This window comes from Pararhizobium sp. P1_E7, assembly GCF_056405855.1.
Map to the genome: position 1 here is coordinate 143,326 of NZ_JBFUBH010000003.1, position 16,834 is coordinate 160,159.

The window sequence follows — 16,834 nt, forward strand, 5'->3', positions numbered from 1 at the left end:
CCCTCTAGCCCTTCCTGTTGATGACGAAAATCGGGATGCGAGACGGCAGGGCGGGGTGCGCCCACAGGGCCGTAGCGCCCGAAAGTGGAGACTTCAAGCTATATGAGACTATCGCATCTTGCTGCGGCCGCGGCATGCTTCTGCATGCTGTTTTCCGGGGTTGAAACGTCGTTTGCCGGGGGCATCGACAAGACCATCACATCCTCCATCACGCCAGTGACCAGAACGACCGGTTATCCCGTGCCGGGCGTCACCTCGCTCAAATCCTCCGTCTATAGTGGTCTGATCCAGACCTACGCCAAGCAATATGGTGTGCCGGTCGATCTTGCCCATGCGGTGATCAAGGTCGAAAGCAACTTCAACCCTCAGGCCCGCGGCAGCGCCGGCGAAATCGGCCTGATGCAGATCAAACCTGCCACGGCCCGGATGATGGGGTATTCCGGCGGCAAGCGCGGCCTGTTCGATCCCGAGACCAATATCAAGTTCGGTATGAAATATCTCGCCATGGCGCATGAACTGTCCGGCGGTTTCACCTGCGGCACGATCCTTCGTTACAACGCCGGACATGGCGCCACGAAGATGAACCCGGTGTCGCGCCGTTATTGCGGCAAGGTGCAGGCGATCATCAACTAACCAGTCCGGGTGCCGGGCCGGTTTTCCGATGCCGGTATTTTTCAAGTTCGCAGATGCCAGCCGGTGGTTGCCATGGTATTTCCGTTCCATCATTCTTGAGGACGGGACATGGCAGGCACATTCGATTTCATCATTGTTGGCAAAGGCATGATGGGGGCAGCGGCCGCCAGGCATCTGGCGAAAAGCGGTGCGAAGATCGCGCTGTTCGGGCCCGATGAGCCGGAAGACTGGGCAAGCCATGACGGTGTCTTCAGCAGCCATTATGACAATGGCCGCATAACCCGCACGATCGATCCCGACCCTGTCTGGGCGCTTCTGGCCCAGCGCTCGATCGAACGTTACGATGATATCGCGACATCAAGCGGTGTCGATTTCTACAGTGAATCCGGCTGCCTGATCGCAGCACCCTTGCCGGGCGGCGAGGAAAGCACGCTCGACAATGTGATTGCTGCCCGCAACCGTCTCGGCGTTGATGCGCCCTTCGTCGGCGAAAAGGAACTTGCCGATCGATTTCCCTGGTTCCGGTTTCCGGCCGGATACGGCGGCGTGTTCGAGCCCCGCAATGCCGGTCATATCGATCCGCGGGCATTGGTCAGGGCCCAGGTCATCTTGGCTGAAAAGGCCGGGGTGACGATTCTTCGCGCCGAGGTTTCGGCGGTCGTGCGTGTTGGAAGCAGCGTCAATGTTCGAACCATTGACGGAGCGGTCTTCAGAAGTGGCCGCGCGGTCATCGCCGCCGGTGGATTTTCGATTTCCGGGCAGCTGCTTGCCCGGCCGCTCGATCTGACTGTCAAGGCGCGCACCGTCCTGTTTGCCGAGGTGGCGCAGGCTGACCTGCCACGGTTTGCCGGGATGCCGTCGCTGATCGGTTCTGCGCTCGCCCAGGACGAGAACTACTATCTCTTGCCGCCCATCCGTTACCCCGACGGGAAGTTCTACATCAAGATCGGCGGCGATCCGAGCGACATCAATATCGGCTCCGAGCCGGAGGTTCGCGCCTGGTTTCGCGGGGAAGCCAACCAGTCTGCCGCGGACCACATGGCGGGTCTCTTGTCGCGCGCCATGCCGTCGTTCACCCCCGCCTCGCTCCGCTGGAGCCCGTGCGTTACAACCTTCACCCGTCACGGCTATCCCTATATCGGCTTTGCGGATACGGACCGCGTCGCCGTTTTGACCGGCTGCAACGGTGCGGCAGCCAAGAGTTCGGACGAGATTGGCCGGCTTGGCGCGTCGTTGCTTCTGAACGGCGTGCTGGACGCGCCCGAATACGATACGGATTTTGCCGTCTGCTTCCGGTAGACGCAGTTGCATCACGACATTGTTGCTTTTGCACTGGCAATTGCCGGGCGCCTCGGTTATGCAGCGCCTGCCAGTTGGCCGGGCAGCCGCGCTCCGCTAGGACCGAAAGGTTGCGGGGGGAGGAAAGTCCGGGCTCCACGGAAAAGCGGTGCCGGATAACGTCCGGCGGGGGCGACCCCAGGGAAAGTGCCACAGAGAGAATACCGCCTGCATCTCGCAGGTAAGGGTGAAAGGGTGGGGTAAGAGCCCACCGCACGCATGGCAACATGGGTGGCAAGGCAAACCCCACCGGGAGCAAAACCGAATAGGGATGACGTGGTTCGCGCAAGCGTTCCGGCCTTTTCCGGGCCAGTCATCCGGGTGGGTTGCACGAGGCAGCGCGCAAGCGTTGTCCCAGATGAATGGCTGCCACGTTCCGGCTTTCGGGCCGGAGCCATACAGAACCCGGCTTACAGGCCAACTGGCAAATTCCCTTATTTTTCAACGCCTCAAATGGCGATTTCAAAATTGTGTATCTGCCTGAATATCTATTTCATTTAGATGTTACTAAAACACAATAGGCGGAATCAACGAGGGGGGATTCGCCGGTGAATCCAAAGTCTTGACTGTGCATTTGTAACCATTTGTTAAACTTAACGGACTATCAATATTTGCTGACGACGCGTGCTGAAATAGAGCAAATCCCATTGACGCCCATATGGTCCCATGCTATCCCAATCATGCACTGCACACGGGCTGATTCAGGTCCACTCACCGCAAGTTTCGGGATTGCTCCGTAAGGGGTTTTCAATCGGGCGTGTCGCCCGGCTGTGGGGTGTTGCGCGTCCTTTTGATGGTGCGTGCCGGCTGTTGGGGCTGGTATGTCCCCTGGGAACGGCTGTATCGTGTCATGAACCGCTTCCTTTCGCATGCGACAAACCGGGTCGACTCCAAGGGGCGGGTTTCCGTTCCCTCGATGTTTCGTTCCGTTTTGACGGCGCTGGATATTCGGGAGCTTTATTGCTTTCAGGATTTCGTCTTTCCGGCTATCAGCGCCGGCGGTCCCGATTTGCTGGATCGTTTCGAAAGGCAAATCAGCGGCGAGGATCCGTTCTCGCCGCAGGCCAATCAGATGTCGCTCCTCGTTCATGGGGGCGGGGTCTTCATGAAGCTCGACCAGGAAGGCCGGTTGATGGTCACGGATTTTATCCGCGATTTCACGGGTATCGACACGGAGGTAACCTTCGTGGGGCGGGCGGATCATTTTCAGTTGTGGGCGCCGCACGTGTTTGCGGAAACGCAGGCAGCGGCACGGGAAGAACGCAGGTTGCGAGGTCTGCATTCGGGCTAGAGTGGAGAGACGGAATGATGACGGATCAAGGCACAGGTCTTACTGATGCCGAAGGCGGACCGGTCCGTCACATTCCGGTTCTTCTCCCCGAGGTTCTCGCCAGTCTGGATATTGCTCCAGGTAAAATCATCCTTGATGGTACGTTTGGTGCGGGCGGTTATACCTCGGCGATCCTCGCTGCCGGAGCCGATGTGATCGCGCTCGATCGCGATCCTGCAGCGATCCTGGGCGGTCAGTCGCTGGTGGCGGCGAGTGCCGGTCATCTCACTCTGGTGCATGCCCAATTTTCCGATCTCGCGCAGCATGCCCCGGCCGGTGGCCTGGACGGTGTCGTACTCGACATCGGAGTTTCCTCGATGCAGATCGACGAGGCGGATCGCGGCTTCTCCTTTCAGCGCAAGGGTCCGCTCGATATGCGCATGTCGTCGGATGGCGTGTCGGCCGCCGATGTCGTCAATAGGGCCAAAGTCTCGGACCTCACGCGCATCTTCGGTTTTCTCGGTGAAGAGCCGCAATCCGGCCGGATCGCCCGCGCCATCGAAAAGCGCCGCCTTGAAGAGCCGTTCGTCACGACCCGTGATCTCGCCGGTCTGATCGAGGTCGTCACGCCGCGCAAGGCCAAGGACAAGATCCATCCCGCCACCCGCGTCTTCCAGGCGCTGCGCATTTTCGTCAATGACGAGCTTGGCGAATTGGCCCGGGCGCTGTTTGCGGCCGAGCGGACCCTGAAGCCCGGCGGGCGGCTGACGGTGGTCACCTTCCATTCGCTTGAAGACCGGATCGTCAAGAAATTCTTCCAGGATCGCGCCGGCAAGGCGTCAGGCTCCAGGCATTTGCCGATTGCGCATGAGCGTGCCGCAACTTTCGCACCAGTTGGAAAATCTATGGTGGCGGCCAGTGAAGAAGAAGCGTCCCGCAATCCACGTGCCCGCTCTGCCAAGATGCGGGTCGGTATGCGGACCGAGGCTCCGCCTGAGGCAGATGACCTGTCCATTTTCGATTTGCCGAACCTTGCAAGCCTTGGAAAGATGGGGGGCTGAGACATGTTGCGTAGTCTTGACATCGTCCTGATCGTCGTCATGACGGCCGCCGCCACGGTCACCTACACGATCAAGCACCAGGCTGAAAACAAGCTTGAAGAGGTTCGCAAGCTGGAGGCCGGGATCAAGCTTGAGGAAGACACGATCGATCTCCTGCGCGCCGACTGGGCGCTGCTCACCCAGCCAAACAGACTGGAAAAGCTCGTCGGCGTCTATCAGAAGGACCTGCAGCTGGCGCCAACCGACCCGACCCAGCTTGCCCGTCCGGAGGAATTGCCGATGCTGAGGGCCGACCTGCCGCCGCCGGCGGATGTTCTGGAGGCGATGGGGCTTGCCAAGGGTAACGGCAACGGCAAGGCAAAGAAGCCGGTGGCTGACACGGATGATATCGCAACGGGTTCGGTGGCGCGCTGATGTCTTTTCTCTCCCGCATCATGGTCGTCAAGAGCAAGGCCCACTTCTCAGCCGGCGGTAACAATCACCCCGGCGATCTCGGTAGGCCATTTGAAGGCACGCGCAAGCGCAGCAGCAACCAGGCGAAAAGCCGCGTGGCGATCGTCATCGCCAGTTTCACCGCTGTCTACTGCATCATTGGTGGCCGTCTGGTTCAATATGGTCTGGCTCAGCCCGAAACTGTCTCCAGCATCGGTCGCGCCGACAATCTGATGGCATCGCGCCCGGATATTCTCGACCGCAACGGTGAAATTCTTGCGACCGATATCCGCACCGTCTCGCTCTATGCGGAACCGCACAAGATTGTCGATGCGGATGAGGCGGTCGAGCAGCTTTCGACGGTTCTGCCCAATCTCAACGTTACCGACATCTATAACAAGCTGAAGTCGCCATCGCGCTTCCAGTGGCTGCGCCGTCAGTTGACCCCGAAGCAGCAGAGCGAAATCCTGGCGCTTGGTATTCCGGGCATCGGCTTCAGGCCGGAAAAGCGCCGTTTCTATCCGGGCGGCGCTACCGTCTCGCACGTCGTCGGTCACGTCAATGTCGATAACCGCGGCATCGCCGGCATGGAGCGCTGGATCGACAATCAGGGGCTTGCCGATCTGGCTGCCATCGGCATGACCAGTGATGCGAAGCTTGAGCCCGTCAAGCTGTCGATCGACCTGCGCGTCCAGAACATCCTGCGCGATGTCGTCGTCGAGGCCATGACGAAATTTCGTTCGCTTGCCGCCGGCGGCGTGGTGATGGACGTGAAGACCGGCGAAATTCTCGCTATGGTGTCCTATCCGGATTATGACCCGAACAAGCCGGCCGATGGCGCCAAGGAAGGCTGGATGAACCGCATGTCGAACGGTACGTTCGAGATGGGTTCGACGTTCAAGTCGTTCACGACGGCGATGGCGCTTGATTCAGGCAAGGTGAAGCTCACCGACAGTTTTGATGCCACCAATCCGATCCGCATTGGCGGGTTCACCATCAAGGATTTCCACGGCAAGCGCCGCGTGCTCAGCGTTCCGGAAATCTTCCAGTATTCGTCCAATATCGGAACGGCCAAGATGGCCGACCTTGTCGGCATCGAGGCTCACAAGGAATTCCTGACCCGCATCGGGTTGCTGACCAAAATGCAGACGGAACTGCCGGAAGTGAAAATGCCGAGCCAGCCGCGTGAATGGAAAAAGATCAACTCGATCACCATCTCTTTCGGCCACGGGGTCTCTACCACGCCGCTGCAGACGGCAGTGGCCGGCGCAGCCCTTATGAACGGCGGCAATCTGATCGAGCCGACCTTCTTGCCGCGCACTGAGGAGCAGGCCGAGGCGGCCTCGACCAAGGTCATCAAGAAATCGACCAGCGACGACATGCGCTTCCTGTTCCGCTGGAATGCTGTCAACGGTTCAGGCAAAAATGCGCGCGTGCCGGGTTTCAATGTCGGCGGCAAGACCGGTACGGCCGACAAGGTTGTCAATGGCCGCTATTCCAACGATGCCAACTTCAACGCCTTCCTGGCCGGCTTTCCGATTGATGCTCCGCGCTATGTGGTCTTGACCTTTATCGACGAGCCGAAAACCGACAAGGGCAATGGCGCGGCACTGGCAGGCAATACGGCAGCACCGATGGTGCACGACATCATCAGCCGCTCGGCGCCGCTTCTCGGGGTCGAGCCGAAATTCGGTGAAGACGGTTCTGCCTTGCTTGTGTCTTATTGACCATGGAATGACAATCTGGAGGATTCGCCGCCCGGCGCGTCGGTATAACTGAAAAGTGCATCCATGAAGATCAAAGACCTGATCGGGAAGGATTTCCCGGAAATTGCTTCACAGCTGGGTTCAGGGGCCGGCGACATCGACATCGCCGCCATCACCGCCGATAGCAGGCAGGTTGCCCCGGGCTCGCTATTCATGGCGCTGTCGGGAAGCAAGGCCGATGGCCGCGCCTTTATCGACGATGCAATCGCCCGCGGGGCTGCAGCCATCGTCACCGGCTCGACGTTTGACGGTAGCGCACCGGTTCCCGTCCTGTCGGCATCGACGCCGCGCCGCGTTCTCGCCATAGCAGCTGCCAATTTCTACGGACGCCAGCCGGATACGATGGTGGCCGTCACCGGCACGGCCGGCAAGACGTCGGTTGCGTCCTTTGCCCGGCAGATCTGGGCGCATGCCGGTTTTGCCGCCGCGATGATCGGCACGACCGGCGTGATTGCGCCTGGCCGCAACGATTACGGTTCGCTGACGACACCGGATCCGGTGGCCTTGCACAAGCTTCTTGCCGAACTCGCCGAGGCCGGCGTCACCCATGCGGCGATGGAAGCCTCCAGCCATGGGCTGGATCAGTACCGGCTCGATGGCGTTCGCCTTGCCGCCGCCGGCTTTACCAATCTTGGCCGCGACCATATGGATTACCACCCGACCGTCGAGGACTACATGGCTGCCAAGATGCGGCTGTTCGACGGCGTGCTGCCCAAGGGCGCGCCTGCGGTGATCTTCTCCGATGACCCCTGGTCGGCGCAGGCGATTGCCGCCGCCAAGGCCGGCGGCCATGAGGTCCTGACCGTTGGACGCAAGGGCGACTACCTGTCGCTCAAGCGCGTCGAGCATTTCCGCCATAAACAGATTGCCGAGATTCATGTCGGCGACGAGATTTTCGAAGTGCATGTGCCGCTCGCCGGCGACTTCCAGATTTCGAACGCGCTGGTCGCGGCCGGCTTGGCGATGTCGACCGGGGTCAGTGCGAGGGCGACGATGGCAGCGCTTGAAAAGCTGCAGGGTGCGTCTGGCCGTCTCGAACTGGTCGGCCATACGAAGGAAGGCGCGCTCGCCTATGTCGACTACGCTCACAAGCCGGATGCGCTGGAAAACGTGCTGACCTCGGTTCGTCCGTTTACCACTGGCCGCGTCATCGTGGTCTTCGGCTGCGGCGGTGACCGCGACAAGGGCAAGCGCCCGATCATGGGCGAGATCGCTACGCGGCTGGCCGATGTGGTGATCGTCACCGACGACAATCCGCGCTCGGAAGTGCCTGCCGTCATTCGCAGCGAAATCATGGCTGCCGCGGCGGGCGCAACCGAAATCGGTGACCGTGCCGAGGCGATCAAGGCCGCCGTCGATATGCTGACATCGGGCGACACGCTGATTGTTGCCGGCAAGGGCCATGAGGAAGGGCAGACCGTCGGTTCCGTCACTTTGCCGTTCTCCGATCACGCCGAACTGCGCAAGGCATTGGGAGGTCATTGATTTGAGCTTTCTGTGGACCACAAGCGACCTGATGGCGGCCATGCACGGCCGCCCGATGGGCAATCTGCCCGAGGGCATCACCGGCATTTCCATCGACAGCCGTTCCCTTGGCAAGGGCGAGGCCTTCTTCGCCATCAAGGGCGACCGTGTCGATGGCCACGACTATGCCGGCATCGCGATAGCCAATGGTGCAGCGCTTCTGGTCGTCAGCGAAGCCAAGCTGCCCGCGCTCGGGCGGCTGAATGCGCCGATGATCGTCGTCGATGACGTTCTGGATGCGATGGTGCGGCTTGGTTGTGCTGCACGCGACCGCAGCGCTGCCAGGATCATCGCCGTCACCGGGTCGGTCGGCAAGACGACGACCAAGGAGATGCTGCGTCACATGCTTGAGTCATCCGGCCGGGTTCATGCGTCCGTTGCGTCGTTCAACAATCACTGGGGCGTGCCGCTGACCCTGTCGCGCATGCCGGAAAATACCGATTTCGGCATTTTCGAAATCGGTATGAACCATGCCGACGAAATCCGGCCGCTGGTCAAGATGGTGCGCCCACATGTGGCGATCATCACCACGATCGCTGCCGCTCATCTCGGTAACTTCAAGGATCTGGCGGAAATCGCGAGGGCCAAGGCCGAGATCATGGAAGGTCTCGTCGACGATGGCCACGTGATCCTCAACCGCGACAACGCCCAGTTCGCGATGTTGGAGAAAGCCGCCAATGCGCTTGGCGTATCCCATGTTCATAGCTTTGGCAGCAACGCCAAGGCCGATTTCCGCATGGTCGAATATGCAGGCGGTTCCGAAGGCGGCGTGCTGTGGGCGGCGCTCGACGGCAAGACGCTGGAAATCCAGATCGGCGCACCCGGGCGCCACATCGCTGAAAATGCGCTGGCTGCACTCGGCGCCGTGAAGCTTGCCGGTGCGGACATGAATGCGGCCCTTGTGGCGCTTGCAACGCTGCGGCCCGAAAAGGGGCGCGGCGCACGGCATCGCCTGGGGATCGGGTCAGGAACCTTCGTACTCATCGACGAAAGCTACAATGCCAACCCGGCTTCCATGCGGGCCGCGATCTCGCTTCTGAAGGATACGGACCTGCCGGAGGGCGGGCGCCGGATCGCCATCCTCGGCGACATGCTGGAAATGGGCGAATCCGCCAGCGCCGTCCATGCCGCCCTGGCCGCTCCGCTGGTCGAGGCCGGCATCACCGATATCTGGCTTGCCGGTCCGGAAATGGCGCATCTGCGCGATGCGCTGCCTGACGGCACGCGCGTCGAATATCGCGGGACGGTCGATGCACTGAAGGAATTTGCGCTTGGATCCATCGCTGCCGGGGATGTGGTGATGATCAAATCGTCGAAGGGTACCGGCTGCGGCAGGATCGTTTCGGCTCTTCTTGAGCTCTACCCGGCCCATTTGGGTGCCGATCAGGCTGAATAAAGGCAGGACAAGGCTTTCTTGGCCGCTGTTCCATGCTGACACTTTTGATACGACGCGGTTATCCTTCCATCAGGTGATTCTGATCGATGGAATCTGCAACGAACCTTTGGGGAAAGGTCCCTCATGCTCATCTGGCTTGTCGAACTGGCGGACCATTTTCAATTCTTCAACCTGTTCCGGTACATCACGTTCCGTACCGGCGCCGCCCTGTTCACCTCGGCATTGATCGTTTTCCTGTTCGGACCGCGGATGATCTCGTCGCTGCGCGTGCGGCAGGGCCGCGGCCAGCCGATCCGTGCCGACGGACCGCAGACCCATTTCAAGAAGGCAGGTACGCCGACCATGGGCGGCCTGATGATCCTGGCCGGCATCGTCGGCAGTTCGCTGCTCTGGGCTGACCTCTCCAGCGTCTACGTGGTTTCCACGCTGCTGGTGACGCTCGGCTTCGGCGCCATCGGTTTCTACGATGATTATCTCAAGGTGACGAAACAGTCCGACAAGGGCTTTTCCGGCAAGGCGCGCCTTGGCCTCGAATTCCTGATTGCTGCTATCGCCGTCTTCTTCATGATGCGCTCGGCGCTTTCGGCAGGCGTGGCAGGGTCCACCTTCGGTTCGTCGCTGACCTTTCCGTTCCTCAAGGACTTCACCCTCAATCTCGGCTATTTCTTCATCCTGTTCGGCGGCTTCGTCATTGTCGGTGCCGGCAATGCCGTCAACCTGACGGACGGTCTCGACGGTCTCGCCATTGTGCCGGTGATGATCGCTGCTGCCTCCTTCGGCGTCATCGCCTATCTCGCCGGCAACGCGGTGTTTGCAAACTACCTGCAGATCCATTTCGTGCCGGGCACGGGTGAGCTGGCCGTCATTCTCGGAGCGGTCATCGGAGCAGGGCTTGGTTTCCTGTGGTTCAACGCGCCACCGGCGGCCATCTTCATGGGGGATACCGGTTCGCTGGCGCTTGGCGGTCTGATCGGTACCGTCGCCGTCGCCACCAAGCACGAGATCGTCATGATCATCATCGGTGGCCTGTTCGTCATGGAAACCTTGTCCGTGATCATTCAGGTGTTCTGGTTCAAGCGCACCGGCAAGCGCGTTTTCCTGATGGCGCCGATCCATCACCATTTCGAAAAGCTCGGCTGGACCGAAAGCCAGGTGGTTATCCGTTTCTGGATCATCGCCGTCATCCTGGCCATGGTTGGTCTCTCGACCCTGAAGCTGCGGTAAGAGACGATGATCCCGGTCACCACATTCAGCGGCAAGAAGGTCGCCCTTTTCGGGCTCGGCGGATCGGGGCTTGCGACTGCGCAGGCGCTGGTTGCCGGTGGCGCGTTGGTCACGGCCTGGGACGACAATCCCGACAGCGTTGCCAAGGCGGCTGCCGCAGGGATCGCTACCGGCGATCTCCATCAATCGGACTGGACGGATTTCTCCGCCTTCGTCCTTTCGCCTGGGGTTCCGCTGACACATCCGAAGCCGCATTGGACCGTTGATCTCGCCCATGCCGCCGGTGTCGAGATCATCGGCGATGTCGAGCTGTTCGTGCGCGAGCGTCGCGTTCACGCCCCGGATTGCCCGTTTATCGCCATCACCGGCACCAACGGCAAATCGACCACCACGGCGCTGATCGCCCATATCCTGAAATCCAGCGGCCGCGACACGCAACTCGGTGGCAATATCGGCACAGCGGTGATGACGCTCGATCCGCCGGCGGCCGGCCGGTTCTACGTCGTCGAATGCTCGTCCTACCAGATCGATCTGGCTCCGACGATCAATCCGTCCGCCGGCATCCTGCTCAACCTGACGCCCGATCATCTCGACCGGCACGGCAGCATGGAACACTACGCCGAGATCAAGGAGCGATTGATCGCAGGCAGCGACACCGCAATCGTCGGCGTCGATGACGTCTACACAGAAGCGATTGCCGACCGGGCAACGCTTTCCGGGCGCCGCGTCATCCGTATCGCCCGCCATCGCCCGCTCGGAGAAGGACTTTATGCCGAGGGGACGCGCGTCATGCGCGCCGAAGGCGGTTTGTCGGCCGTTGTTGCCGATCTCGACGGTATTGCGACCTTGCGCGGCAACCACAACGCCCAGAATGCGGCGGCAGCGATTGCGGCCTGTCTGTCTGTCGGCGTCTGCGAGCGCGAAATCCTTGCCGGACTGGCCTCCTTTCCGGGCTTGAAGCACCGGATGCAGCCGGTCGGCCGCAAGGGCGACGTCGTCTTCGTCAACGACAGCAAGGCAACCAATGCCGATGCGGCGGCGCCGGCGCTGTCGAGCTACGAGCGGATCTACTGGATCGCCGGCGGTCTGCCCAAGGAGGGCGGGATCACCACGCTGTCGCCGTTCTTTCAAAAGATCGCCAAGGCCTATCTGATCGGCGAGGCCGCACCGGCCTTTGCGGCGACCCTTGGGGAAACGGTTCCTTTCGAGATTTCCGGAACGCTGGAGCGCGCCGTTGCCCATGCCGCCGCCGATGCGGAAAAGGATAACTCCGGTTTCTCCGCCGTGATGTTGTCTCCGGCTTGCGCAAGCTTCGACCAGTACAAGAACTTTGAGGTGAGGGGCGATGCCTTCGTCAGCCATGTCGCGGCGATCGACGGCATGACGATGCTGATATGAGGGCCGGTGGCCCTGACTTTGAGAGATTGGCGCCGGACGCGCCGTTGAAGGGGACGAAGAAATGGTAAGCCGTGCCGAACGTGGCCCTGTGGCCGACTGGTTCTGGACGATCGACAGGTTCTTCCTGGCGACCTTCATTCTGTTGATGGGCATCGGTTTCATGTTGTCCTTCGCGGCAAGCCCGGCGGTTGCCGAGCGGCTCAATCTTGACAGCTTCCATTTCGTCAAGCGCCACGCGGCCTTCCTGCTGCCGTCGCTCGCGGTGATGATCGGCATTTCCTTTCTGACGCCGCGGCAGGTGCGCCGCACCGCGATGATCCTGCTTCTGGTGTCGCTCGCCATGATGGTTCTGGCGCTGTTCTTCGGCGCAGAGGTCAAGGGATCGCGCCGCTGGATTTCGCTGGCCGGATTGTCGGTACAGCCGTCGGAATTCATGAAGCCGGCCTTCGTCRTCGTCTGCGCCTGGCTGTTTTCCGAGCATGCGCGCCAGCCTGAAATTCCTGGAAACCTGTTCGCCATCCTTTTGTTCGGTATCGTTGCAGCGCTGCTGGTCGCCCAGCCTGACCTCGGGCAGACGATCTTGACCACTGCCGTCTGGGGCGGCATGTTCTTCATGGCCGGTATGCCATGGCTCTGGATTGTCGTGCTCGGCGGCTCCGCTGTTGGCGGTCTGGTGGTTGCCTACACCGTGCTGCCGCACGTGGCTGGCCGTATCGACCGGTTCATGACCGGCGAAGGCGATACATTCCAGGTGGACACCGCCCTGCAGGCGATCATCCGCGGTGACTGGTTCGGCCAGGGACCCGGCGAGGGCGTCGTCAAGCGGATCATCCCGGACAGCCACACCGACTTCATCTTTTCGGTCGCTGCGGAAGAATTCGGCATCGTCTTCTGCATGGCAATCGTGCTGATCTTTGCGTTTCTCGTCATGCGGGGCCTCAGCCACGCTTTTCGCGAGCGCAATGATTTCACCCGTTTTGCCGTTGCAGGCCTCGTGCTGCAGATCGGCATCCAGTCGATGATCAATATCGGCGTCAATCTGCAGTTGCTGCCGGCCAAGGGCATGACCCTGCCGTTGATCTCCTACGGCGGTTCGTCCATGGTGGCGATCTGCGTAACGGCGGGATTTATCCTGGCGTTGACCCGCCATCGTCCGGAAAAGCGCGCTGTCGAGCGCAGCCTGTTTCGCTCCGGCATGGGCGTTCCGGCCGAATAGGCCGGTGGAATAAGGACTGAACATGACCAAAGGCATTATCATGCTCGCCGCCGGTGGCACCGGCGGCCATCTGTTTCCGGCGGAAGCGCTGGCGCATGAATTGAAGGCGCTCGGCTATTCCATCCATCTGGTAACCGACAGCCGCGCCGAGCGTTTCGCCGGAAAATTTCCGGCCGATGAGATCCATGTCGTGCCGTCTGCGACGATCGGTTCGAAGAACCCCTTGAAGGTCGCATCGTCCCTGTGGACGCTGTGGTCTGGTATCCGAATTGCCCGCCGGCTGATGGCGAAGGTGCGGCCGAAGGCCGTCGTCGGCTTCGGCGGCTATCCGACAATCCCGCCCTTGCTGGCTGCCACCGGCATGGGCATCCCATCGATGATCCATGAACAGAACGCCGTCATGGGCCGGGCCAACAAGGCGCTGGCCAAGCGCGTCCGCGCAATCGCCGGCGGGTTTCTGCCCGAAACCGATGGCCCCTATGCGGCAAAGACGGTGACCACGGGCAATCCGGTTCGGCCAGCCGTGCTGGAGGCCGCCAAGGTTTCCTACCAGCCCTCCGGCGAGGGGGAAGAGTTCCGTCTTGTCGTCTTCGGCGGTAGCCAGGGTGCTCAGTATTTCTCCAAAACCGTGCCGACCGCGATCAGCCTGCTCGATGATGATTTGAGACGGCGTCTGAAGGTGACGCAGCAGGCACGCGCCGAAGATATGGCGATGGTCGAGGGGTGTGTCGCCAAGCTCGAGATGAATGCGGACATCGCTCCCTTCTTCACTGACATGGCCGACCGTATCGCCAAGGCCCACCTGGTGATCTGCCGCTCTGGTGCCTCGACGGTCTCCGAGATTGCAGTGATTGGCCGGCCGGCGATCCTGGTGCCGTATCCCTATGCGCTCGATCATGATCAGGCGGCGAATGCGGCAGCGCTTGCGGCAACCGGCGGCGCCAAGGTGATCGTTCAGGCCGAGCTTTCCACCGAGAAGCTGAGCAAGATCCTGACCGAAGCGATGAACAATCCCGCCAAGCTGGCGAACATGGCGGCCAGCGCCAGACAGGCCGGTAAACCCGATGCGGCACGCTTGCTTGCCGCCATGGTTGAAGCTATTGCCAACGGTTCTACGATTGCACAGTTCAAGGAAACACGCTCATGAAGATGCCGCAGACAATCGGCCGGGTTCATTTTATCGGTATCGGTGGTATCGGCATGAGCGGTATCGCCGAGGTTTTGCATAATCTCGGCCACAAGGTTCAGGGCTCCGATCAGTCCGACAGCGCCAATGTCCAGCGTCTGCGTGACAAAGGCATCGAGGTCTTCGTCGGCCACAAGGCCGAGAATATCGGCGAGGCCGAAGTCGTTGTCGTTTCGACCGCCATCAAGAAAAGCAATCCGGAACTGATCGCCGCGCGCGAAAAGCTATTGCCGGTGGTCCGCCGGGCTGAAATGCTTGCCGAACTCATGCGCTTCCGCAATGCGATCGCCATCGGCGGTACGCACGGCAAGACGACGACGACCTCGATGGTTGCGACGCTGCTCGAAGCCGGTGGTCTCGACCCGACCGTCATCAATGGCGGTATTATCAATGCCTATGGCACCAACGCCCGCATGGGCGAGGGCGAGTGGATGGTGGTGGAGGCCGACGAATCCGACGGCACCTTCCTGAAGCTGCCTGCCGACGTTGCCGTCGTCACCAATATCGATCCGGAGCATCTCGATCACTACGGCAATTTCGATGCCGTGCGCGCCGCCTTCCGGCAGTTCGTCGAGAATGTGCCGTTCTACGGCTTCGGCGTCATGTGCCTCGATCATCCCGAAGTGCAGACCATGGTTTCGAAGATCGAGGACCGCAAGGTCATCACCTATGGTGAAAATCCGCAGGCCGATGTGCGCTATTCCAATATCCGCATGGACGGCGCCACCTCGGTGTTCGACGTCGAAATCCGCCGCCGCCGTACCGGCAAGGTGATTCAGATGCAGGACCTGCGACTGCCGATGCCGGGCCGCCACAACGTCGCGAACGCCACCGCTGCCATTGCGGTCGCCCAGCGCCTTGGTATTTCACCGGAAGACATTGCCAAGGGGCTTGCGTCGTTCGCCGGCGTCAAGCGCCGCTTCACCTTCACGGGCGAATGGAATGGTGTCCGCGTCTACGACGACTACGGCCATCACCCCGTCGAGATCAAGGCTGTGCTGAAGGCCGCGCGCGAAGCCTGCCAGGGCCGTGTCATCGCCGTCCACCAGCCGCACCGGTTCTCGCGTCTTCATAGCCTGTTCGAGGATTTTGCCGCCTGCTTCAACGATGCCGACACGATCCTTTTGGCGCCGGTCTATTCGGCCGGCGAGGAACCGATCGAGGGCATCAATTCGCAGGAACTCATCTCCCGCATCAAGGCCGGCGGTCACCGCGACGCGCGCTTCATCGAAGGCCCGGAAGCGATCGCGCCGATCGTCTCCGCCATTGCGCAACCGGGTGACTTTGTGGTTCTCTTGGGGGCTGGCAGCATCACCTACTGGGCTGCCGCACTCCCGAAGGAACTCGCAGGCATTTCAGGAAATTCCGCATGAAACAGGTACATGGAGAAAAGCTACTGGCCTCTCTGGGGAACAGCGTCAAGGAACTGCGCGGCCGTCTGACGCCGGATGCGCCGATGGATCGTGTTACATGGTTTCGCGCCGGCGGCCTTGCCGAGCTGATGTTCCAGCCGCATGACGCCGACGATCTCGTCACCTTCCTGAAGCTGTTGCCCGCCGAAGTGCCCGTCATGGTCGCAGGCGTCGGTTCGAACCTTCTGGTCCGCGACGGCGGTATCCCGGGTGTCGTCATCCGGCTTTCGGCCAAGGGCTTTGGCGATGTCGAGCTCGTCTCCGAAACGCGCGTCAAGGCCGGGGCGATCTGCCCGGACAAGAATCTCGCGGCGATGACGCTCGACCACGGTATCGGCGGCTTCGCATTCTACTACGGCATTCCCGGATCAATCGGCGGTGCGCTGCGCATGAACGCCGGCGCCAATGGCGGCGAGACGCGCGAGCGTGTCGTCGAGGTCCATGCGGTCGATCGCAAGGGCAACCGCCACGTGCTCTCCAATGCCGGCATGGGCTATAGCTATCGCCACTCGTCGGCGCCGAAGGACCTGATCTTCACGCATGCCGTGTTCGAAGGCTATCCGGAAGACAAGGCGAAGATCCGTGCCGACATGGATGCGGTGCGCCAGCATCGCGAGACAGTGCAGCCGATCCGCGAAAAGACCGGCGGTTCGACCTTCAAGAACCCGGAAGGTCATTCTGCCTGGAAACTCATCGATGAGGCCGGCTGCCGCGGTTTGATGATCGGCGGCGCTCAGATGTCGCCGATGCACTGCAATTTCATGATCAATACGGGGCAGGCGAGCGGCTACGAACTCGAATATCTCGGCGAAACCGTGCGCCAGCGCGTGTTTGAAACCTCGGGTATTTCGCTCGAATGGGAAATCAAGCGCATCGGCACATTCATGCCGGGCTACGAGGTCAAGGAATTTTTGGGCGAACTGACGGCCTGACGGCGGATGGGCTTCTCTCTACGGATGAGAAGAATCCGGCGAATGG

At 61.1% G+C, this 16,834-nt stretch carries 14 protein-coding genes and 1 other RNA gene; all 15 read left to right on the plus strand.

The window, feature by feature from the left end; all coding sequences use genetic code 11:
* Positions 1-102 precede the first annotated feature (102 nt).
* Positions 103-633 (plus strand): lytic transglycosylase domain-containing protein, encoded by a 531-nt coding sequence (locus tag AC1D17_RS05335; protein ID WP_477564380.1) that lies wholly within the window; start codon positions 103-105, stop codon positions 631-633.
* 108 nt (positions 634-741) lie between these two features.
* The gene (locus AC1D17_RS05340; RefSeq protein ID WP_477564381.1) at positions 742-1,932 is read left to right on the plus strand and encodes an NAD(P)/FAD-dependent oxidoreductase; all 1,191 of its coding nucleotides are present in this window, start codon (positions 742-744) and stop codon (positions 1,930-1,932) included.
* 70 nt (positions 1,933-2,002) lie between these two features.
* Positions 2,003-2,400: RNase P RNA component class A (gene rnpB / locus AC1D17_RS05345), an RNA gene on the plus strand.
* A 421-nt stretch (positions 2,401-2,821) separates the two neighbouring features.
* A complete protein-coding gene (gene mraZ, locus AC1D17_RS05350) occupies positions 2,822-3,262 on the plus strand; it encodes a division/cell wall cluster transcriptional repressor MraZ (RefSeq protein WP_477564382.1) in 441 nt (146 codons plus the stop codon).
* A gap of 14 nt (positions 3,263-3,276) precedes the next feature.
* The gene (gene rsmH, locus AC1D17_RS05355; RefSeq protein ID WP_477564383.1) at positions 3,277-4,302 is read left to right on the plus strand and encodes a 16S rRNA (cytosine(1402)-N(4))-methyltransferase RsmH; all 1,026 of its coding nucleotides are present in this window, start codon (positions 3,277-3,279) and stop codon (positions 4,300-4,302) included.
* A 3-nt stretch (positions 4,303-4,305) separates the two neighbouring features.
* On the plus strand, positions 4,306-4,716 hold the full coding sequence (ftsL, locus tag AC1D17_RS05360; RefSeq protein ID WP_477564384.1) for a cell division protein FtsL: 411 nt from the start codon (positions 4,306-4,308) through the stop codon (positions 4,714-4,716).
* Positions 4,716-6,461: a peptidoglycan D,D-transpeptidase FtsI family protein gene (locus AC1D17_RS05365; RefSeq protein ID WP_477564385.1), complete on the plus strand. Its 1,746-nt coding sequence runs from the start codon at positions 4,716-4,718 to the stop codon at positions 6,459-6,461. The genes ftsL and AC1D17_RS05365 overlap by 1 nt, the downstream gene beginning before the upstream one ends.
* Before the next feature lie 63 nt (positions 6,462-6,524).
* Complete coding sequence (locus AC1D17_RS05370; protein ID WP_477564386.1) at positions 6,525-7,985, plus strand: UDP-N-acetylmuramoyl-L-alanyl-D-glutamate--2,6-diaminopimelate ligase; 1,461 nt, start codon at positions 6,525-6,527, stop codon at positions 7,983-7,985.
* Position 7,986: 1 nt separating this feature from the next.
* The gene (locus tag AC1D17_RS05375; protein WP_477564387.1) at positions 7,987-9,420 is read left to right on the plus strand and encodes a UDP-N-acetylmuramoylalanyl-D-glutamyl-2,6-diaminopimelate--D-alanyl-D-alanine ligase; all 1,434 of its coding nucleotides are present in this window, start codon (positions 7,987-7,989) and stop codon (positions 9,418-9,420) included.
* A gap of 123 nt (positions 9,421-9,543) precedes the next feature.
* Positions 9,544-10,644 (plus strand): phospho-N-acetylmuramoyl-pentapeptide-transferase, encoded by a 1,101-nt coding sequence (mraY, locus tag AC1D17_RS05380; protein WP_264221551.1) that lies wholly within the window; start codon positions 9,544-9,546, stop codon positions 10,642-10,644.
* Positions 10,645-10,650: 6 nt separating this feature from the next.
* On the plus strand, positions 10,651-12,042 hold the full coding sequence (gene murD, locus AC1D17_RS05385; protein ID WP_477564388.1) for a UDP-N-acetylmuramoyl-L-alanine--D-glutamate ligase: 1,392 nt from the start codon (positions 10,651-10,653) through the stop codon (positions 12,040-12,042).
* A gap of 61 nt (positions 12,043-12,103) precedes the next feature.
* The gene (ftsW, locus tag AC1D17_RS05390) at positions 12,104-13,258 is read left to right on the plus strand and encodes a putative lipid II flippase FtsW (RefSeq protein WP_477564389.1); all 1,155 of its coding nucleotides are present in this window, start codon (positions 12,104-12,106) and stop codon (positions 13,256-13,258) included.
* Positions 13,259-13,280: 22 nt separating this feature from the next.
* A complete protein-coding gene (gene murG, locus AC1D17_RS05395) occupies positions 13,281-14,405 on the plus strand; it encodes an undecaprenyldiphospho-muramoylpentapeptide beta-N-acetylglucosaminyltransferase (RefSeq protein WP_477564390.1) in 1,125 nt (374 codons plus the stop codon).
* Positions 14,402-15,817 carry a UDP-N-acetylmuramate--L-alanine ligase gene (murC, locus tag AC1D17_RS05400; protein ID WP_477564391.1) on the plus strand — a complete coding sequence of 472 codons (1,416 nt, stop codon included), beginning with the start codon at positions 14,402-14,404 and terminating at the stop codon, positions 15,815-15,817. Before murG ends, murC begins: the two co-directional genes overlap by 4 nt.
* Positions 15,814-16,788: a UDP-N-acetylmuramate dehydrogenase gene (gene murB / locus AC1D17_RS05405; RefSeq protein WP_477564392.1), complete on the plus strand. Its 975-nt coding sequence runs from the start codon at positions 15,814-15,816 to the stop codon at positions 16,786-16,788. Before murC ends, murB begins: the two co-directional genes overlap by 4 nt.
* The last annotated feature ends 46 nt before the right edge of the window (positions 16,789-16,834 follow it).